Origin of the sequence: Immundisolibacter cernigliae (genome assembly GCF_001697225.1) — a bacterium.
Taxonomy (GTDB): Bacteria; Pseudomonadota; Gammaproteobacteria; order Immundisolibacterales; family Immundisolibacteraceae; genus Immundisolibacter; species Immundisolibacter cernigliae.
The window spans coordinates 24057-43558 of record NZ_CP014671.1; the positions used below are offsets into that span (position 1 = coordinate 24057).

At 67.0% G+C, this 19502-nt stretch carries 22 protein-coding genes and 1 pseudogene; 18 read left to right on the forward strand and 5 right to left on the reverse strand.

The genetic code is table 11. From position 1 onward, the window contains the following. Nucleotides 1-9: 9 nt before the first annotated feature. On the reverse strand, nt 10-1221 hold the full coding sequence (locus tag PG2T_RS00135) for an IscS subfamily cysteine desulfurase (RefSeq protein WP_068802275.1): 1212 nt from the start codon (nt 1219-1221) through the stop codon (nt 10-12). Between the two features lie 349 nt (nt 1222-1570). Here PG2T_RS00135 and nifA point away from each other — a divergent pair, with 349 nt between their 5' ends. The 15 genes and pseudogenes from nifA (at nt 1571) to PG2T_RS00210 (ending at nt 11259) form a co-directional block, all read left to right on the forward strand. Continuing rightward, on the forward strand, nt 1571-3211 hold the full coding sequence (gene nifA / locus PG2T_RS00140) for a nif-specific transcriptional activator NifA (protein ID WP_068802276.1): 1641 nt from the start codon (nt 1571-1573) through the stop codon (nt 3209-3211). Nucleotides 3212-3668: 457 nt separating this feature from the next. Then, nucleotides 3669-5228 (forward strand): nitrogenase cofactor biosynthesis protein NifB, encoded by a 1560-nt coding sequence (gene nifB, locus PG2T_RS00145; protein ID WP_068802277.1) that lies wholly within the window; start codon nt 3669-3671, stop codon nt 5226-5228. Between the two features lie 29 nt (nt 5229-5257). Beyond that, nucleotides 5258-5481 (forward strand): annotated as a pseudogene (locus PG2T_RS00150) (4Fe-4S binding protein). 8 nt (nt 5482-5489) lie between these two features. After that, nucleotides 5490-5870 (forward strand): HesB/IscA family protein, encoded by a 381-nt coding sequence (locus tag PG2T_RS00155; RefSeq protein WP_068802278.1) that lies wholly within the window; start codon nt 5490-5492, stop codon nt 5868-5870. A 9-nt stretch (nt 5871-5879) separates the two neighbouring features. Further along, nucleotides 5880-6452: a hypothetical protein gene (locus PG2T_RS00160; RefSeq protein ID WP_068802279.1), complete on the forward strand. Its 573-nt coding sequence runs from the start codon at nt 5880-5882 to the stop codon at nt 6450-6452. Next, the gene (locus tag PG2T_RS00165) at nt 6439-7236 is read left to right on the forward strand and encodes a 4Fe4S-binding leucine-rich repeat protein (RefSeq protein WP_068802280.1); all 798 of its coding nucleotides are present in this window, start codon (nt 6439-6441) and stop codon (nt 7234-7236) included. The genes PG2T_RS00160 and PG2T_RS00165 overlap by 14 nt, the downstream gene beginning before the upstream one ends. Then, nucleotides 7229-7549 carry a nitrogen fixation protein NifZ gene (locus PG2T_RS00170; protein ID WP_068802281.1) on the forward strand — a complete coding sequence of 107 codons (321 nt, stop codon included), beginning with the start codon at nt 7229-7231 and terminating at the stop codon, nt 7547-7549. Before PG2T_RS00165 ends, PG2T_RS00170 begins: the two co-directional genes overlap by 8 nt. Beyond that, the gene (locus PG2T_RS00175; protein ID WP_068802282.1) at nt 7546-7785 is read left to right on the forward strand and encodes a nitrogen fixation protein NifZ; all 240 of its coding nucleotides are present in this window, start codon (nt 7546-7548) and stop codon (nt 7783-7785) included. Before PG2T_RS00170 ends, PG2T_RS00175 begins: the two co-directional genes overlap by 4 nt. 4 nt (nt 7786-7789) lie before the next feature. Continuing rightward, a complete protein-coding gene (locus PG2T_RS00180; protein ID WP_068802283.1) occupies nt 7790-8158 on the forward strand; it encodes a DUF3024 domain-containing protein in 369 nt (122 codons plus the stop codon). A gap of 34 nt (nt 8159-8192) precedes the next feature. After that, nucleotides 8193-8405: a putative nitrogen fixation protein NifT gene (nifT, locus tag PG2T_RS00185; RefSeq protein ID WP_068802284.1), complete on the forward strand. Its 213-nt coding sequence runs from the start codon at nt 8193-8195 to the stop codon at nt 8403-8405. A 10-nt stretch (nt 8406-8415) separates the two neighbouring features. Beyond that, nucleotides 8416-8667 carry a DUF6129 family protein gene (locus tag PG2T_RS00190; protein ID WP_068802285.1) on the forward strand — a complete coding sequence of 84 codons (252 nt, stop codon included), beginning with the start codon at nt 8416-8418 and terminating at the stop codon, nt 8665-8667. After that, on the forward strand, nt 8664-9815 hold the full coding sequence (locus PG2T_RS00195) for a DegT/DnrJ/EryC1/StrS family aminotransferase (RefSeq protein ID WP_068802286.1): 1152 nt from the start codon (nt 8664-8666) through the stop codon (nt 9813-9815). The genes PG2T_RS00190 and PG2T_RS00195 overlap by 4 nt, the downstream gene beginning before the upstream one ends. 27 nt (nt 9816-9842) lie before the next feature. Beyond that, complete coding sequence (locus PG2T_RS00200; RefSeq protein WP_068802287.1) at nt 9843-10148, forward strand: 2Fe-2S iron-sulfur cluster-binding protein; 306 nt, start codon at nt 9843-9845, stop codon at nt 10146-10148. A 38-nt stretch (nt 10149-10186) separates the two neighbouring features. Then, nucleotides 10187-10408: a hypothetical protein gene (locus PG2T_RS00205; protein ID WP_068802288.1), complete on the forward strand. Its 222-nt coding sequence runs from the start codon at nt 10187-10189 to the stop codon at nt 10406-10408. Next, nucleotides 10408-11259 carry an SIR2 family NAD-dependent protein deacylase gene (locus tag PG2T_RS00210; RefSeq protein WP_068802289.1) on the forward strand — a complete coding sequence of 284 codons (852 nt, stop codon included), beginning with the start codon at nt 10408-10410 and terminating at the stop codon, nt 11257-11259. Before PG2T_RS00205 ends, PG2T_RS00210 begins: the two co-directional genes overlap by 1 nt. 378 nt (nt 11260-11637) lie before the next feature. Here PG2T_RS00210 and PG2T_RS00215 read toward each other — a convergent pair whose 3' ends face one another. From PG2T_RS00215 to PG2T_RS00230, 4 genes are all read right to left on the reverse strand, one after another. After that, entirely contained in the window at nt 11638-12357 is a 720-nt protein-coding gene (locus tag PG2T_RS00215; RefSeq protein WP_068807447.1) for an SIMPL domain-containing protein, read from the reverse strand. 337 nt (nt 12358-12694) lie between these two features. Further along, nucleotides 12695-13081: an ArsC/Spx/MgsR family protein gene (locus PG2T_RS00220; RefSeq protein WP_068802290.1), complete on the reverse strand. Its 387-nt coding sequence runs from the start codon at nt 13079-13081 to the stop codon at nt 12695-12697. Beyond that, the gene (draG, locus tag PG2T_RS00225) at nt 13072-13992 is read right to left on the reverse strand and encodes an ADP-ribosyl-[dinitrogen reductase] hydrolase (RefSeq protein WP_202816378.1); all 921 of its coding nucleotides are present in this window, start codon (nt 13990-13992) and stop codon (nt 13072-13074) included. Before draG ends, PG2T_RS00220 begins: the two co-directional genes overlap by 10 nt. A gap of 126 nt (nt 13993-14118) precedes the next feature. Next, nucleotides 14119-14532 carry an ANTAR domain-containing protein gene (locus tag PG2T_RS00230; protein ID WP_068802291.1) on the reverse strand — a complete coding sequence of 138 codons (414 nt, stop codon included), beginning with the start codon at nt 14530-14532 and terminating at the stop codon, nt 14119-14121. 736 nt (nt 14533-15268) lie between these two features. Here PG2T_RS00230 and nifH point away from each other — a divergent pair. From nifH to nifK, 3 genes are all read left to right on the forward strand, one after another. Continuing rightward, nucleotides 15269-16174, forward strand: coding sequence for a nitrogenase iron protein (gene nifH, locus PG2T_RS00235; protein WP_068802292.1), 906 nt, complete (start codon nt 15269-15271; stop codon nt 16172-16174). A gap of 145 nt (nt 16175-16319) precedes the next feature. Next, complete coding sequence (nifD, locus tag PG2T_RS00240; protein ID WP_068802293.1) at nt 16320-17774, forward strand: nitrogenase molybdenum-iron protein alpha chain; 1455 nt, start codon at nt 16320-16322, stop codon at nt 17772-17774. Nucleotides 17775-17881: 107 nt separating this feature from the next. Then, nucleotides 17882-19441: a nitrogenase molybdenum-iron protein subunit beta gene (gene nifK, locus PG2T_RS00245; RefSeq protein ID WP_068802294.1), complete on the forward strand. Its 1560-nt coding sequence runs from the start codon at nt 17882-17884 to the stop codon at nt 19439-19441. Nucleotides 19442-19502 lie beyond the last annotated feature (61 nt).

Here is a 19502-nt window from a genome sequence, read left to right on the forward strand (position 1 = left end):
GGTTGAAGGTCAATGCGTGGCCCACTCGACGCTGGCCAGGTCGACGCCCTGCTGGTGCATGTCCCACAGTGGCGACAGCTCGCGCAGGCGACCGACCTGGCTGGCCAGTTCACTGATGGCGAAATCGACTTCGGCTTCGGTCGTGAAGCGGCCCAGGCTGAAGCGGATCGAGCTGTGCGCCAGCTCGTCCGGCAGTCCCAGCGCGCGCAGCACGTAGGACGGTTCGAGACTGGCCGAGGTGCAGGCCGAGCCGCTGGACACGGCGATGTCCTTGATGGCCATCATCAGCGACTCGCCCTCCACGAAGGCGAACGAGAGGTTCAGGTTGTGCGGCACCCGCTGCACGGCGTCGCCGTTCAGGTGTACTTCGTCGAGGGCCATCAGGCCGTCTTTCAGACGCTGGTGCAGGGCCGCGATGCGGGCGTTGTCGTCGGCCATTTCAAGGCGCGCCAGGCGGAAGGCCTCGCCCATGCCGACGATCTGGTGTGTCGGCAGCGTGCCGGAGCGCATGCCCCGTTCGTGGCCGCCGCCGTGCATCTGCGCTTCCAGGCGAACGCGCGGCTGGCGGCGCACGTACAGCGCGCCGATGCCCTTGGGGCCATAGGTCTTGTGGGCGGAAAACGCCATCAGGTCGACCGGCAGGGTGGACAGATCGATCGCCACCTTGCCGGTGGCCTGCGCCGCGTCGACATGAAACAGCACGCCCCGCTCGCGGCACAGCGCGCCCAGCGTAGCGATGTCCTGCACCACGCCGATCTCGTTGTTGACCAGCATCACCGACGCCAGCACGGTGTCCGGGCGCAGCGCGGCGGCGAAGCGGTCCGGGTCCAGCAGGCCGTTGGCGTCCGGCGACAGGTACGTCACCTCGAAGCCCTGGCGCTCGAGCGCCCGCATGCTGTCGAGCACCGCCTTGTGCTCGGTGGTCACCGTCACCAGGTGCCGGCCGCGGTCCTGATAGAACTGCGCGGCGCCCTTGATGGCCAGGTTGTCGGACTCGGTGGCGCCGGAGGTCCAGACGATCTCGCGCGGCTCGCAGCCGACCAGCGCCGCCACTTCGGCGCGCGCCTCGACCACGGCTTCCTCGGCCACCCACCCAATACGGTGCGAGCGGCTGGCCGGGTTGCCGAAATGCTGTTCAAGATAGGGCAGCATCCGGGCCACCACCCGCGGGTCGACCGGTGTGGTGGCGGCGTAGTCCAGATAAACCGGAAGTTCGAGCATGGTGTGCATCCGCCTTGAGTTCGGCCGCCACAGGACGGCTGGGCCGGGGTTCTGGCAGGGCTAACGCAAGCCGTGTGCCAGCCTCTGGCAGGCGAGCCAAGTAGCTGAATATGAAGCGATCACCAACGCCGGGGCTGCGGTACGCGTGCGCCGTCTGTCGGCTTTGTCGCGTTGGCTACAGGTCATGTGCGGGCTGTCTGGCCGGGGTCCCGGGTGGATTGCCTTGCGCCTGCCGTCGATGCGCGGTGGCGGCGGTTTCCCGCGGCTGGCACCCGTATTGCATGCTTTGAACTGGTGACAACGCCCGCGCCCTGGCGGGTGGATACCCACTTCCTGCCGAGGTATGCCCATGTCCACAGCGGCGCTGGTCGACAGCCCCAGACAGCAGGGCACCGAACTGCTCGCGATCTACGAAATCAGCAAGATCCTGAGTTCGTCCCTGGACCTGAAGCGCACGCTGCGCGGCGTGCTGAACCTGCTGGCCTCCTACATGCGGATGCAGCGTGGCACGGTGAGCCTGCTCGACGCCGGCGACGAGCTGCGCGCCATCGGCGCCGCCGACCTGTCCGAAGAGGCGGTGCTGCGCGCGCACTACCGCATCGGCGAGGGCATCACCGGGCGCATCCTGCAAACCGGCTCGCCGTGCGTGGTGCCGGACATCGCCCAGGAACCGCTGTTCCTGAACCGCACCGGCGCCCGCGACCTGGCCGCCGGGCAGGTGATCGCCTTCATCGGCGTGCCGATCAAGGTCGGCCGCGACACGGTCGGCGTGCTCACGGTCGACCGCGACGTGACCGACGAGGCCGCCAATTTCGAGCGCGACGTGCGCTTCCTGACCATGGTGGCGAACCTGATCGGCCAGACCGCGCGCCTGCACAGCAACGTGGCCGCCGAGCGGGCCGAGCTGCTGCAGGAGAAAAGCCGCCTGCAGAAGGAACTGCACGCCAAGTACCGGCTCGACAACGTCATCGGCGCCAGCAAGGGCATGCAGGAAGTGTTCGCCGAGGTGCACCAGGTGGCGGCCGGGCGGGCCACTGTGCTGCTGCGCGGAGAGTCCGGCACCGGCAAGGAAGTGATCGCCCGCGCCATTCATTTCCTGAGCCCGCGCAAGGAAGGGCCGTTCGTGCGCGTCAACTGCGCCGCGCTGTCCGAGAACCTGCTCGAGTCGGAACTGTTCGGCCACGAGAAGGGCGCCTTCACCGGCGCCCATGCCGACCGCAAGGGCCGCTTCGAGCTGGCCGACGGCGGCACGCTGTTCCTGGACGAAATCGGCGAGGTGTCGCCGGGCTTCCAGACCAAGCTGCTGCGCGTGCTCCAGGAGCGCGAGTTCGAGCGCGTCGGCGGCAGCCGGCCGATCAAGGTCGACGTGCGCCTGATCTGCGCCACCAACCGCAACCTGGAAGAAGCCGTCGGCAAGGGCACCTTTCGCGAGGACCTGTACTTCCGCATCAACGTGGTGACGGTGTTCATGCCGCCGCTGCGCGAGCGGCGCGAGGACATCCCGCCGCTGGTCGAGCACTTCCTGTCCCGCTACAACGAGGAAAGCCACCGCGCCATCACGCTCAGCCCCGAGGCGCTGCAGATCATGCTGGAGTGCAACTGGCCGGGTAACGTGCGGGAACTGGAAAACTGCGTCGAGCGCTGCGCCACCATGACCCGCGGCGACACGATCCGCGCCACCGACATGCCCTGCCAGCACGGCAAGTGCTTCTCGCTGGTGCTGCAGGGCTACACCACCACCCAGCGGGAGTCGGTGGTATTGCCGGTCGCGCGCGCGCGCCTGCCCAGTCCTGTTACAGCTCCTGGCGCAGCGGCGGCCCCGGCCACCGCATCCGGCGACGCGCCACCCGACGACGAACACGAGCGCCTGGTCTGGGCCATGCAGCAATGCGGCTGGGTGCAGGCCAAGGCGGCCCGCCTGCTCGGCATCACGCCGCGCCAGATCGGCTACGCACTGCGCAAATACAACGTGCAGGTGCGACGCTTCTGAAGTCTGCCGGCGGGTGCTTCCCTGTGGGAGCACCCCCCTCTCCTGTGGGAGCGGCGCCCCGCCGCGAATCGCAAGCACGATCGCTATGCCCCAAAGATTCGGCCCGAGGCGGGCCTCCCACGGGTTTTCCTGTGGGAGCGCTGCCCTGTGGGAGCGGCGCCCCCGCCGCGAATCCAAAACGCGATCGTTGCGCCCGACGATTTGGCCCGAGGTTGGGCCTCCCACAGTGCGATGCAGCGCGTCGCGTTTGTCGTACCCCTATCGGGTGAACGCCCGGATTGTCGCGTCTGCGACATCCGCCAATTCTCAATAAATACACGCCATATCAGACTGTTGCGCTTTCATTAGCCGCTGGCACGGCGGTTGCGAAAGGTGTGCTGACTTCCCCCACGCGATCGCACCGTAGCGCTCGCGGCCCGGAGACACCGGGCCACAGTCAACGCACACAGGAGGCGCCATGCACGCTGAAACGAATCATCCGAACATCCAGCCACTGCTGCCGCTGGACGCGCTGCTGCAGAAGGCTGCCGAGCACAAGGGCTGCGGCACCTCCAGCGAGGGCGGCAAGGCGAGCTGCGGCTCGTCCGGCGGCCCGGACAACATGACCCCGGAGGTCTGGGAGAAGGTCAAGAACCATCCCTGCTATTCCGAGGAAGCCCATCACCACTACGCCCGCATGCACGTGGCGGTGGCGCCGGCCTGCAACATCCAGTGCAACTACTGCAACCGCAAGTACGACTGCGCCAATGAATCCCGCCCCGGCGTGGTCAGCGAGAAGCTGACCCCCGAGCAGGCCGCCAAGAAGGTGCTGGCGGTGGCCTCGACCATTCCGCAGATGACGGTGCTCGGCATCGCCGGCCCCGGCGATCCGCTGGCCAATCCGGACAAGACCTTCAAGACCTTCGAGCTGATCGCCAAGACCGCGCCGGACATCAAGCTGTGCCTGTCGACCAATGGCCTGGCGCTGCCGGATCACGTCGACACCATCCAGTCGTTCAACGTCGACCACGTCACCATCACCATCAACATGGTGGACCCGGAGGTCGGCCAGCACATCTACCCGTGGATCTACTACCAGAAAAAGCGCTGGACCGGCATCGACGCGGCGCGGATTCTGACCGAGCGGCAGATGCAGGGCCTGGAGATGCTCACCGCGCGCGGCATCCTGTGCAAGGTCAACTCGGTGATGATCCCGGGCATCAACGACAAGCACCTGGTCGAGGTGAACCGGGCGGTCAAGTCCCGCGGCGCCTTCCTGCACAACATCATGCCGCTGATCTCGGCGCCGGAGCACGGCACCGTGTTCGGCCTGAACGGCCAGCGCGGCCCGACCGCGCAGGAACTGAAGGCCCTGCAGGATTCCTGCGAGGGCGAGATGAACATGATGCGCCACTGCCGCCAGTGCCGCGCCGACGCGGTCGGCCTGCTGGGCGAGGATCGCAGCGCCGAGTTCACCACCGACAAGATCGACGCGATGGAAGTCGTCTACGACGCCACCACCCGCCGCGAGTACCAGCAGGTGGTCGAGCAGGAGCGCCAGGCGACCGTGGCGGCCAAGAAGGCCGAGCAGGAGCAGCTTTCGCAACTGGCGGACGCCGAAGGCATCTCGATGCTGATCGCGGTGGCCACCAAGGGCCACGGCAAGGTCAACGAACACTTCGGCCACGCCACCGAGTTCCAGATCTACGAAGTCAACGCCAAGGGCGCCAAGTTCGTCGGCCACCGCCGGGTGGACCTGTACTGCCAGGGCGGCTACGGCGAGGAAGACTCGCTGGTGACCGTCATCCGCGCCATCAACGACTGCCATGCCGTGTTCGTGGCCAAGATCGGCGGCTGCCCGAAAGACGACCTGAAAAAGGCCGGCATCGACCCGGTGGACAAGTACGCCCACCAGTACATCGAGCAGTCGGCCATCGCCTACTTCATGGACTACGTCGGCAGGGTTCAGGCCGGCGAGATCACCCACCAGGCCCGTGGCGATGCCGACATCCGCCAGGGTGCCTTCATCGCTGCCTGATTTTCATTGACCCAAAGGAGCCTTGCGTCATGGCTTACAAGATCGTCGCCTCCCAGTGCACCGGCTGCTCGGCCTGCGAGCCGGAATGTCCCAACCAGGCCATTTCGGAAAAAAACGGGGTGTTCGTGATCAACCCAAGAAATGCACCGAGTGCATCAATTACTTCGACGAGGCGCAGTGCGCGGCGGTATGCCCGGTGGACGACACCTGCATCATCGACCTCGCCTACCCGCGCTATCAGGCCAGCGCGTGAGGCTCGCCGTGGATATCACCCTGACCCCGGCGGCGCAGAAGTTCATGCGTCGCATGGTGCGCTTCGGCGGCGACGGCGTGACCGGCTTTCGGCTGCTGGTGAGCCCGGGCGGCTGCTCGGGCCTGGCCAGCGAGTTCACCGTCGAGGTGGCGCCGCCGGCCGGCGATGTGGCCCTGGAGATGGACGGCTTCAAGCTGTTCCTGCCGGCCCAGAGCCGCCTGCTGCTGCAGGGCGCGACGGTGGATTTTGCCGACACGCCGACCGAGTCGGGCCTGACCTTTCGCAACGTCGCCGGTGCCGGCAGCTGCAGCAGCACGGCCAGTGCGCCCACCGCGCCGGCCCTGGCCACGGTCGACGTGGCCAGCATCGGCCGCCAGCGCCGCTCGTAGGGACGGACCGTGGCCGCCGTTCTCGAACCGCTACGCCGCGCAGCCGCGACCGAACCGGCAGCAGCCGGTCCGACCAGCGTCGAGCAGGTGTTCCTGGCGACCGCGGTGCTGGGCGGCGCATTGCCGCCCGATGCCGAGAAACATCTGCGAGCCGCCGGCCTGAACTACCCCGACGATGCCGTGGCGGAGCGGCACCTGGCCGCCGCTGCGGCGCTGGCGCCGGACCATGCGGCGGTGCTGATCGGCCGCTACCGGTATTTCTTCTACAAGGGTCGCTGGGCGCAGGCGCTGGCGGTGGCCGAAGAGTGCCTGGCCTGGGCGGCGCGTCACCTGGGGCTGCCGGCCGAATGGACTGAGGTCCGGCGCGACGCCGCCGACTTCGACGACTACGACGCCGTGCTGGCGCGGTTTTACCTGTTCACGCTCAAGGGCTATGCCTATTTGCACCTGCGCCTGGGGCAGCTCGATGAGGGCCAGCAGGCGGCACGCAAGCTGCTGGAACTGGACCCTGCCGACCGCCTCGGCGGACAGGTTCTGCTGGACGTGCTGCTGCGCCTGGAGCAGGGCGATGACGACGACTGAGTCCGACATCGACGCACTCGATTTTCACGGCCAGGCGCTGCCCTGCGCCGCCTGCCGGCACCGGGACTGGCTGGCCGAGGGCGCCTGCCGGCCGGGCCAGGCCTGCGTGCACGACCGCTACGCGCGGCGCATCGACCGCTTCTTCAGCTGGCACCCGGAACTGGCCGCGGACTACCTGGAGCACCCGTATTTCGAGGCGCGCGCCGTGGCCGCCAAGTACGCGCCGGTGTTTCGTCTGCTGCCGCTGTTGGATGATCCGGACGAGACCGTGCGCTGGAGCGCCGCCGCCCGCTTGCCGCAACGCCACCTGCTGCGCCTGCGGGACGATCCGCACCGCGAGGTGCGGATCCGCGTCGCCCACCGCCTGCAGGGCAGTGAGCTCGAATCCATGCGCCACGACACGGACTACTACGTGCGCCTGGTGGTCGCCAGACGCCTGCCGGAGCATCGCCTGGGCCTGCTGCTGAACGACCCGGAACCGCAGGTGCGGCGCGAACTGGCGCGGCGGCTGGATTCGTCACGGCTGATCTGCCTGGCCGCCGACGAGGATGCCGAGGTCCGCCTTGAAGTGGCGCGCCGCCTGCCGCCGCACCTGCTGGTGTGGCTATGCGGCGATGCCGACTGGCGCGTGCGCTACGCCGTGACCGAGCGTATCGCGCCCAAGCAGCTCGCGGCGCTGCTCGCAGACCCCGACCCGGAGGTGCACGCGTTGGCGCACGAGCGCCTCGCGCAATGCCGGGAGCCGCCTTTCCCCACCGACCATCAGGGTGAACAGCATGGGTGACATTGCCCGCGATTCGGACACCAACGAACTGGTGGGTCCGCCGCGTTTCAACTACGGCGACAAGGTGCGCAGCCGCAAGACGGTGCGCAACGACGGCACCTTCACCGGCCGGGAAATCGGCGACGTGCTGGTCAAGAAGGGCGACGTCGGCTACGTCACCAGCATCGGCACCTTCCTGCAGCAGTTCTACATCTACGGCGTCGATTTCGTGTCGCACGGCTACCGCGTGGGCATGAAAACCCGCGAACTGGAAGCGGTCGAGCCAGCGCTGGAGGCTGTGCAGGCCGAGGCCGATACGCAGGCCCAACCATGACGCCCGGCGAACCGGCCAGATTCTCCTGGGGCCAGCGGGTGCGGGCGCTGGTCGACCTGCACAACGACGGCTCCTACCCCGACGTCCCGCAAGACGCCTTGCTCGCCCCGGCCGGCAGCACCGGCGAGGTGGTGCAGGTCGGGGTCGAGGTCGAGTCCGGCGTGTCGGTATACCTGATCGAGTTCGGCCCCGGGCGGGTGGTCGGCTGCCTGGAACAGGAACTGGACGCGGCCTGAGGGCATGGCCATGACCGCGCCCAGTGCCCATCGGCCTACCGCGCGCCACCCGAACGAGGTGGACCTGAAACGCATCGCCCGCGCCCTGCGCAGCCGCCGGCGCTACCGCTACGTGACGCCCAGCGTGCATGCCGCGCCCGGCGGTTACCGCATCGACAGCCCGTGCTGTTCGCGAAACATCGACCCCGGCGGCGGCGTGATCGACATCGCCCTGCTGGAACACCGCGCCGACGCGGCGCCGGACAGCGGCCCCTGGTGCCTGTACGCCCGCGACCACGCCGCCGGCGCCTGGCAGTTTTGCGGCAGCCACCGGCGCCTGGCCGACGCGCTCGATCTGCTGTGCGCCGACCCTGAACGGCGCTTCTGGCGCTGACCCTGACCACACCCTGCCACCGGAAGCCCATGCCATGAAAGTGATGATCCGCAAAGACGCCGCCGGCAGTTTGAGCGCCTACGTGCCCAAGAAGGACCTGGAAGAGCCCATCGTGGCGATGGAAAAAGCGCAGATGTGGGGCGGCCAGGTGACGCTCGCCAACGGCTGGCGGCTGGAGCTGCCGGACCTGGCGGCCGACACGCGCCTGCCGGTGACGGTGGAAGCCCGCCGGCTGGAAGACGCCTGAGCCGGCCGCCATGGAAAGCGTCGACCTCGAAGCCCTGGATGCCCTGCTGGCCGCCGCCGGTGGCCAGGACGGCGCGGCGCTGCGCGCGCGCTTTCCGCGTCTGACGGTCACCCGCTGCGACGCCGCCGACCTGGCCGAGTCGCCCTACCGCAGCTACCCCGGTTTCGATCTGCACCTGGTCGACGGCGCCGGCCATTGCTGGCAGATCACCGCCGACCCGGCGCAGGCCACCGGCATCGTCCTGGCGAGGCGCGCACCGTGAGCGACGATTGCACCATCCTGTTTTCCGACCCCGACGTCTCGACCGCCGAACTGGCGGCGGTGGACGCCGTGCTGCGCTCGCCGAATCTGAGCGACGGCCCGCAGGTGGCCGCCTTCGAGGCCGAGTTCGCGGCCTATCTGGGCCGCCGCCACGCGGTGGCGGTAGCCAGCGGTCGCATCGGCCTGCTGCTGGCGCTGCGCAGCCTGGGGATAGGCCCGGGCGACGAGGTGATCGCGTCCGCCTATGGCTGGCGCGAGACCGCCCATGCCATTGCGCTGGCCGGCGCCACACCGCGTTTCGTCGATATCGACTACTGGTCCGGCACGCTGGCGCCGGACAAGGTGGCCGCCGCCGTCACGCCGGCCACGCGGGCCATCCTGGCGGCCAACACGCTCGGCCACCCGGCCGCCTGGGAACCGCTGCGGGCGCTCGCCGACCAGCACGGGCTGCGCCTGATCGAGGATTCCAGCGAGGCCATCGGTTCGCGCTACCAGGGCCGGCTGGTCGGCAGCTTCGGCGACCTGGCCGTGTTCGATTTCAGCCAGCCGGCGGCGCTGTGCTGCGGCAGCGGCGGCATGCTGGTCACCGACGACGCCGATCTGGCCGCCATGGTGCGCCGGCTGCGTGGCCGGCGGCCGGCCGACCGGGGCAACATCGTCGGTTCCGGCGTGGTGCCCTACGCGGCAGACCTATCGGAAATACAGGCAGCGCTCGGCCGGGTGCAGCTCGAACGCCTGCCGGCCATCCTGGAGCGGCGCCTGCAGGTGGAGGCGTACTACCGCCAGCACGTGCTGTCCTTCGAGGGCATCAAGCCGCCCTACCAGGCGCCCGAGGTCGACCAGGTGCACTGGTTCTCGTACGTGGTGCACCTGGGCACGCGCTTTAGCCGCTCCAGTCGCGACGCCATCGTCGAGGATCTGCGCACCGAGGATGTCGAGTCCCATCCGTACTGTCAGCCGCTGCATCGCCAGCGCGCCTATCTGCCGGCCGGCACGGCGGCGATCAAGCTGTTCGTCACCGAAAAACTGGCCGACCGCGCCGTCGCGCTGCCGTTCCACGGGCACCTGACCGAGGAACAGGTGGCCTTCGTCGTGGCCACCATGAAGGATGCCTCGGTCAACGTCGGTGCCGGAGCGGCGATTTATTAGTCATTAGCAACCCAAAGGAGACCGTCCATGCCATTCATCACCGTCCAGCCGTCCGGCAACCGTTTCGAGGCCGCGACCGGCAGCAGCCTGCTGGCCGCCCTGCTGGCGGCCGGCGAACCCATTCCCCACAAATGCGAGGGCAAGGCGCAGTGCGGTTCCTGCCATGTGTTCGTGCACGAAGGCCGCAAGTCGATCTCGAAGATCGGGGCGGCCGAGAACGAGCGCCTGGACACCATCGTCGGCGTCGGCTCGAAGTCGCGCCTGGCCTGCCAGTCCATCCTCGGCGCGGAGGACGTCACCGTCGAACTGCTCGGTTTCGGCTCCGGCCTGTGACCGCGGCCGGTTCAATCCCCCACACCCGGAGATACCCCATGACCGCGGATGAAACGATGATTCACGTGCGCTTCGCACCGGACGGCACCGTCACCGAGATCAGCGCCCGTCCGGCCGGTCTTGGCGCGCAGGACTGGTTCAACCTGCTCAGCGAGGTCGCCGGGCAATACTTTGCCGCCCTGTCCGGCGGGCGCGGCCTGTTTCGCCTGCCGCCGGCAGCACTGGGCGCCGTGCAGGCCAAACTGGGCGAGGCCGCCTGATGGACGCCCCCGTCGCCGCCGTGCTGGCCGGCCTGTCCGCCGGACAGGTGGTGCCCTACCTTGGCCCCGGCGTGCTGGCGCTGGCCGGCCCGGCCTGCCCGCTGCCGGCCGCGCCGCAGGCATTGGTCAAGCACCTGACGGCCAAGGCCAGCGTGCCGCACAAGCTGCTCGGCAACCTCACCGCGGCGGCGCAGTTCATCGAGAACTTCAAGCACCGCAAGACCGTCGCCGCCGCCATGCGCGAGGCCTTCGCCCCGGCCGTCGCGCCGACTGCGCTGCACCGTCTGCTGGCGGATATCGCCGGCCTCCCGCTGATCGTGCATGCCTGGTACGACGACCTGCCGCAGCGGGCGCTGGCCGGACGGGGCGACTGGGGCATGGTGCAGGGCGTCAGCCAGGCCGAGCATCAGGGCGTCTGGTGCCACCATTTCGACGCCGCGGGCACCCTTACCACCCCCGAGGCGGCCAGCGCCTGGACCACGCTGCTGTACCAGCCGCTGGGCTCGGTGGCGCCGGCCGGCAATTTTCTGGTGTCCGATTCGGACTTCGTCGAGGTACTGACCGAAATCGACATCCAGACGCCGATCCCGGCCGAGGTGCAGCGCCGCCGCGCCGGGCGGCAGTTCCTGTTCCTGGGCTGCCGCTTCGACGACCAGCTCGGCCGGACCTTTGCCCGCCAGGTCATGAAGCGCTCGTCGGACCGGCACTACGCCGTGCTTCCTGAAAAACCGACCCGCAACGAGGCGCGGTTTCTGGCACAGCACGGCATCGAGGTGCTGGCGCTGTCGCTGGCCGAATTCACTGCCTGCCTGGCCGGTGAGGCAATGCCGGCGCAGGCGCTGGCTGGTTAGGCAGTCCACTGGACCGCTGCCGGTTTGCCTGGAACCGGTCTCAGGAAGCCTGATTCAATCGGCCGATGGCATTCGGCCCGGGGGCGGGCCTCCCACACGAGGGCAATGCCTTGTGGGAGCGGCGGCCCCGCCGCGAATGGCCGGGGCTGCGATTGCGCACGAGACATGGCGCGCCAGGCGCACAGCCCGCCACTGGCAGCCTGCTGCAGCAGCGCCCCGTAACGCCGGCGGATCAGCGCGTCGAGGGCCGGGTCACTGGCCCACCATCTGGTTGGGCTCGGAAAAGCGTGGTTTTCCGACGATCGCCAGCAGACGCGTGCGGCGGCCAAGCGACTGTGCCAAAGCCGACGCAGGAATGTGGCACCCACTCGTACGTCGTCAGTCCGACAGGTAGTACTCGACCGTCGACACCACCCGCACCTTCTTGATGTGCGGGTTGTTCTTGTCCCGCGGCTCGATGCTGAACTGACCCTGGGAGGCGCTCTTGATCTTGCCCAGTGTGCTGTGCGAGTCGGCGGCGAACTTCTGTGCCACCTGTCGGGCATTGTCGGTGGCTTCTTCGATCATCTCCGGCTTTACCGCGTTCAGCCGGGTGAACAGGTAATCGGTCTGTGACTCGTAGTCGCCGCCGGTAAAGGCGATGCCCTGCTTGCCGAGCTCGGACAGCGCGCCCATGATCGAGCGCACCGCGTCGATGTTTTCCGAGTACACGGTGACGGTCTGCTGGGCCGTGTAGCGAAACTCCGGTCTGGCATTGTTGCCGTACTGCTGGGCCGACTTGTCGGTCACGGCAGGGGCGGACGCGGTGATTTCACCCTCGGCGATGCCGTGTTCCACCAGAAACGTTCTGACCCGGGCCGTGTTGTCCTCGGTCACGGCGTACAGGGCCTGCAGATCGTTGCCGGCGGCGGTGAACTGTATCGGCCAGATCACGACATCGGCCGGATATTCCCGCTCCGACAGTCCCTTCACCGTCACGCTGCGTTCGTACTGTTTCACCCGGATGGCCGATGTCCCGAGCAGGTAGCCCAGGGAACTCAGGCCGAGAAAGATGAACACGCCCAGCAGCAGGGCGCCGAGTCTGTCGTTGCGCAGCATGGTGTTGCCCATCACAGTGTCGTGTGCTCCGGACACGGGAGTCAGCAGCGTAACCCAAGGTCCATGTCAGTCTGCATGACACCGGGTCGGGTCTCGCCGGACCGGTCGTGGCGTGACACCGAAACCGGCTTGCGCATTCGGTGCTTCCGCCGGAGTGATGCCCCGGCACGCGCCGCGCGGCAGCATTCGCCGGGGACAGGCGCATCCATGCCGCGGTTCACACCGCGGACGGACCCTCGCCGCGTGCCGCCGCCAGCAGGTGGGGGATGCGGTCATTGCCCCAGAACAGACGCCCGTCGAGCGCGAAGGTGGGCATGCTGAGCACGCCGCCGGCTAGCTAGCGCCGCGAGCAGCCGTCCGGCGCGGCGCTGGCGAAGCGCACGCCGAGCTGCCGTTCGAGTTCCGCCGCGTCGAAGCCGACCGTGCGCCAGCCAGCCACCTCGATCAGCGGCCGGCGTATCAGCAGTGGCTCGGCCAGCAGCAGGGCGAGCGCCGTGGCCGCGTCCAGCGTCTGCGGCCGGACGGCGCCGGATTTGACCCGCGGCGCGGCCGGGTTGAGCCACTGCGCCACCGGCCGGTCGCCGAAGAAAGCCCGCAGACGCTCGGCCGTCCACGGCTCGCTCAGCAGGTCGTGGGCAAGCACCCGGCAGCCGGCGGCTTCGAGCAGGCGCCGCTGGCGGGTGTTGTTGGCACAGCCCGGCTTTTCGTAGAAGTTCACGAGCATCCGATTGTGTCCTGAAGGCGCTCACGGGCGATCCTCAGCAGGCCCTGCACCTGCGCCTCGATGGCGGTTCTGACCGGTGTTTCAAGGCGCCCCAGCCAGCGGCGCGGGATGGCCCCGACGCCGTAGGTGGCGCCGGCCAGCATGCCGGCCAGCGCGCCGGTGGTATCGGCATCCTCGCCGCGGTTGACCACGTCGATCAGGCAGCGCTCGAAGCTGTCGGTGCGAAAGTAGCCGTGCAGTACCGTTTGTACGGTTTCCACCACCAGGGTGCTGGCGCGGCCGGGGTAGGGCCGGAAGTTGAACTGCCCCCAGGCGGCGATCAGGCGGTTGGCTTCGGCCCGGCAGGCCTTGTGGCCGCCGCCCAGCAGCAGCGCCTGCAGCATGCGCCCCAGCGCCAGCGCTGCGGCGTCGGACAGCGGGTGGTTGTGCGTGAGGTGGCACTGGGCGAGGGTCCAGTGTTCGAGCGCGGCGTGGTCGCCCAGGCTGGCCAGCGCCAGCGGCAGGTTGCGCACGGCGGCGCCGTTGCCAGGATCGCCGGCACTGGGCGGCGCGCTCAGGCTGCGGTCGCCAAGATAGCGCCGCAGACCGCGCCGGCACGTGTGGTCGACATCCACCGGCGTGCCGACCAGCCAGGCGGCCAGCGCCTCGGCCGCTGCGCGTGGCTCGAAGCCCCCGCCGTCGATGACGCTGGCGCCCAGCGCCAGGCACATCTCGGTGTCGTCGGTCACCTGGCCGGGGCGCAGCTTCAGCCAGCCGCCGCCGCGCAGGTTGTGATGCACGCCGTAGCTGGCGGCAATCTCGGCCACGCTCATGAACTCCACGGTGGCGCCCAGCGCATCCCCGACCGCGAAGCCAAGGTAGGCACCCAGCGCCCGGCGCTCGATGTCCGCCCAGTCGAACGATTCAGCCACCGGCGATCCATGGCCGATGTCCGACAGTCGTGCAACGTGGCGCGCCCTGTGCGAGCGGGCCGGGCGCCATTGCGCTGGTCTTCGCCGTGCCGGCGAGGCCCGCCGCGGCTGCGCGGCAGGCGCCCGTCAACGCACGGCAACCGGAATATGCAGTTCCGTGCGTCGGCCGAGCTGGCGGTCCACCGCCCGGCGCACGGTTTCCACCGTCAGCGGTTTCCACAGCACCCCGTCCGCGCCGGCGCTGGTCGCCCACTCGGCGGCCGTGCCCGCGTCGCGGTCGGCCACCGCCAGCAGCCGGGCACCGCCGCATTCGGTCTTGAGGGCGCTCGGCGCACCGTGCGCGGCCAGCAGGGCCACGCCGACCAGCAACAGGTCTGGCGTCAGGGGCGAAGTGGCCAGTGCGGCCAGGTCGCTCAGCAGGTGGGTCTCGTTCTCGTCCTGCAGCATGAATTGCAGGACTGTGGCGGTGATGTCGTCGTCGTCCACCACGAACACGCGCCGGTTCTCCACCGCGCGGGCTGCGTCTACTCCGATTTGCATGGCTTGCCTCCGCAAGGCTGTCTGTGCGGGAGCTCCAAGCAAGATTCGAACCGCTTTCAGGTTGTGCACGGGCAGCGCGCCGGATGCGTGGGATGCAACCGCAAGGGGAAGTGCTGACATAAATCCATCTTGGATTTCTCAGCGCCCGCCATCGCGGGAAAACCTTGTAGGAGCGCAGCTTCGCTGCGCGATGATCGCCCGGCATAGCCGGGCTCCTACAGTTTTCCGATCGCTCACAAAATCAGCAGCTTGCAGCCGCTGCTTTTGGCAGCGCATCCCTACACTGCGGAAACGCTGAGCGTCTCCCAAGGCGTCTTGCTGCCCGGGCGCCCCATGCCTGATTCGGCGCCGGCATTTTGCGCATGAGCCAGGCCGAGGCAGACAGGGGAGGGCGCAGCGAGGTGTTTAGTTTGTCCGGCGGCGGGCTGGCTTTGCGGTCTGCGGCCGCGCCGATCGCTGTTGTGTTTGTCACACAGCCCACCGCTGTGTCGCCTTTCGAACAGCCCGTCCGGCCGTGATTGATTCAAAAAAATAATATTTGATTCAATTGGTTAATTGAATCAATCGAGCTTGGCACAGCGGTTGCGTTAAGACCGCCGAGGGACCAGTTTGGGCGGAAGGCGCGGTCGCAGAATAAGACCACAGGGCGTCACCCTGCCGACCGGATGGGCCCGTGCCAAGGCAAGCGCACTTCGCGTTTGTCGAGTGTTGGTCACCATCTCTAGGAGCAAGAACCATGTCTGATCTGCGGCAAATCGCCTTTTACGGCAAAGGTGGCATCGGCAAGTCCACCACCTCCCAAAACACTCTGGCGGCCCTGGCCGACCTGGGCGAGAAAATTCTCATCGTCGGCTGCGATCCGAAAGCCGACTCCACCCGCCTGATCCTGCACGCCAAGGCGCAGGACACCATTCTGTCCCTGGCCGCGGCCGCCGGCAGCGTGGAGGATCTGGAACTCGATCAGGTGATGAAAACCGGCTACAAGGGCATCCGCTGCGTCGAGTCGGGCGGCCCCGAGCCGGGTGTCGGCTGTGCCGGTCGCGGCGTGATCACCTCGATCAACTTCCTCGAAGAAGAAGGCGCCTACGACGACATGAATTACGTTTCCTACGACGTGCTCGGCGACGTGGTGTGCGGCGGCTTCGCCATGCCCATCCGCGAGAACAAGGCGCAGGAAATCTACATCGTCATGTCCGGCGAGATGATGGCCATGTATGCGGCCAACAACATCGCCAAGGGCGTTCTGAAGTACGCGAACTCCGGCGGCGTGCGCTTGGGCGGCCTGATCTGCAACGAGCGCCAGACCGACAAGGAATATGAGCTGGCCGATTCGCTGGCCAAGAAGCTCGGCACCAAGCTGATTCACTTCATTCCGCGCGACAACGTCGTCCAGCACGCCGAACTGCGTCGCATGACGGTGCTGGAATACGCGCCGGATTCCAAGCAGGCCGACGAGTACCGCACGCTGGCGAAGAAAATCCATGAGAACAAGGGCAACGGCACCATTCCGACGCCCATCACCATGGATGAGCTTGAAGACCTGCTGATGGAGCACGGCATCATGAAGCGGGTGGACGAATCCATTGTCGGCAAGACCGCAGCGGAGCTCGCGGCCGATGCCGCGGCGGCGGCTGCGGCCTGAGGATCCAGGCAAACGGAATCTGCCCAGGGCGCAAGCCCTGGGCAGTGCCCTTCGACTCATCCCCACCCGATGACGTGCAAAGCCACTGAATCGGCCTGGGTTCAAACAGACATTTCCGTTCCAAGGTTTAGTTAGGAGACCGAACATGAGCCTGACAGTCGAACAAACCAAAGAGCGCAACAAGGCGCTCATCGACGAAGTGCTGGAGGTCTATCCGGATAAGACCGCCAAGCGCCGCGGCAAGCATCTGGGCACTTTCGAGGAAGGCAAGTCCGACTGCGGCGTCAAATCCAACGTCAAGTCCGTGCCTGGCGTGATGACCATTCGCGGCTGCGCCTACGCCGGTTCCAAGGGCGTGGTGTGGGGTCCGATCAAGGACATGATCCACATCTCCCACGGCCCGGTGGGTTGCGGCCAGTATTCCTGGGCGGCGCGGCGCAATTACTACATCGGCACCACTGGCGTGGACACCTTCGTGACCATGCAGTTCACGTCCGACTTCCAGGAAAAGGACATCGTCTTTGGCGGCGACAAGAAGCTCGCCAAGATCATCGACGAGATCGAGGTACTGTTTCCGCTCAACCACGGCATCACGGTGCAGTCCGAATGCCCCATCGGTCTGATCGGCGACGACATCGAGGCGGTGTCCAAGGCCAAGTCCAAGGAATACGAAGGCAAGACCATCGTGCCGGTGCGCTGCGAGGGCTTTCGCGGCGTGTCGCAGTCGCTGGGCCATCACATCGCCAACGACTCGATCCGCGACTGGGTATTCGACAAGCTCGATCCGGACCGTCCGGCGCCGTTCGAGAGCACGCCCTACGACGTCGCCATCATCGGCGACTACAACATCGGCGGCGATGCCTGGTCCTCGCGCATCCTGCTGGAGGAAATGGGCCTGCGCGTGGTGGCGCAGTGGTCCGGCGATGGCTCCATCGCCGAGCTGGAGAACACGCCCAAGGCGAAACTGAACGTGCTGCACTGCTACCGGTCGATGAACTACATCAGCCGGCACATGGAAGAGAAGTACGGGATTCCGTGGGTGGAATACAACTTCTTCGGCCCGACCAAGATCGCTGAATCGCTGCGCGAGATCGCCGGTCATTTCGACGACAAGATCAAGGAAGGCGCCGAGCGGGTCATCGCCAAGTATCAACCCCTGATGCAGGCGGTGATCGACAAGTACCGCCCGCGCCTGGAAGGCAAGAAGGTGATGCTGTTCGTCGGCGGCCTGCGCCCACGGCACGTCATCGGTGCCTACGAGGATCTGGGCATGGAGGTGATCGGAACCGGTTACGAGTTCGGCCACAACGACGACTATCAGCGCACCACCCACTATGTGAAGGACGGCACGCTGATCTACGACGACGTCACCGGCTATGAGTTCGAGAAGTTCGTCGAGGCGCTGGAGCCCGACCTGGTGGCTTCCGGCATCAAGGAAAAGTACGTCTTCCAGAAGATGGGCTATCCGTTCCGCCAGATGCACTCCTGGGATTACTCGGGTCCGTATCACGGCTATGACGGCTTTGCCATTTTCGCCCGCGACATGGACATGGCCATCAACAGCCCGGTGTGGGCGCTGACCAAGACACCCTGGAAATAGGAAAGAGTAGGGTGGGTCAGGCGCACGGCGCCGTAACCCACCGCTGAAGATTTGGCCGGTTACGCGGCTGTGCCGCTGAGCCACCCTACCAATGCAGGAGCATTATCATGAGCCAGAACGCCGACAACGTGGTCGATCATTTCAACCTGTTCCGGAGTCCGGAATACGTGGACATGTTCAAGACCAAGAAAGAGAACTTCGAAAACGCCGAACCCACCGACCGGGTCGAGGAAATCCGCGAGTGGACCAAGACCTGGGACTACCGGGAAAAGAACTTCGCCCGCGATTCGCTGACGGTCAACCCGGCCAAGGCCTGCCAGCCGCTGGGCGCGGTGTTCGTCGCAGTGGGTTTTGAAAGCACCCTGCCGTTCGTGCACGGCTCGCAGGGTTGCGTCGCCTATTACCGCTCGCACTTCTCGCGTCACTTCAAGGAGCCCAGTTCCTGCGTGTCGTCCAGCATGACCGAGGACGCGGCGGTATTCGGCGGCCTCAACAACATGATCGACGGCCTGGCCAATGCCTACAGCATGTACAAGCCCAAGATGATCGCCGTGTCCACCACCTGCATGGCCGAGGTGATCGGCGATGACCTGAACGCCTTCATCAAGAATGCCAAGGAAAAGGGCTCGGTGCCGGAAGAATTCGACGTGCCCTTCGCGCACACCCCGGCCTTCGTCGGCAGCCACATCACCGGCTACGACAATGCGCTGCTGGGCGTGATCAAGCACTTCTGGGACGGCAAGGCCGGCACCGTGCCGGTGCCCGAGCGCGTGCCCAATGAGAAGATCAATTTCGTCGGCGGCTTCGACGGCTACACCGTCGGCAACCAGCGCGAAATCAAGCGCATCTTCGACCTGATGGGCGTCGAACACACCCTGCTGTGCGATGCGTCGGACGTGTGGGACACGCCCACCGACGGCGAATTCCGCATGTACGACGGCGGCACCACGCTGGAAGATGCGGCGGCGGCGCTGAACGCCAAGGCCACCGTCTCGATGCAGGAATACTGCACCAGCAAGACGCTGGAGTTCTGCGCCAGCAAGGGCCAGGAAGTGCTGGCTTTCAACCACCCGGTAGGGGTGGCCGGCACCGACCAGTTCCTGATGGGCATCTCCAAGCTCACCGGCAAGGAAATCCCGGAGGCACTCGCCAAGGAACGCGGCCGGTTGGTGGACGCCATCGCCGACTCCAGCGCCCACATCCACGGCAAGAAGTTCGCCATCTATGGCGATCCGGACCTGTGCTATGGCCTGGCCGCCTTCCTGCTGGAACTGGGCGCCGAGCCGACCCACGTACTGGCCACCAACGGCGGCAAGGACTGGGCCGAGAAGATGCAGGCGCTGTTCGACAGCTCGCCCTTCGGTAAGGGCTGCCATGCCTACGCCGGCAAGGACCTGTGGCACATGCGCTCGCTGCTGTTCACCGAGCCGGTCGACTTCCTGATCGGCAACACCTACGGCAAGTATCTGGAGCGCGACACCGGCACGCCGCTGATCCGCATCGGCTTCCCGGTGTTCGACCGCCACCACCACCACCGCTACCCGGTGTGGGGCTACCAGGGCGCCATGAACGTGCTGGTATGGATCCTGGACAAGATCTTCGACGAGATCGACAAGAACACCATCGTGCCGGCCAAGACCGACTACAGCTTCGACATCATCCGCTGATCAGCCACTGATCAGCCGGTGCAAGCGATGGGCGCGGGGAGCAATCTCCGCGCCTTTTTTT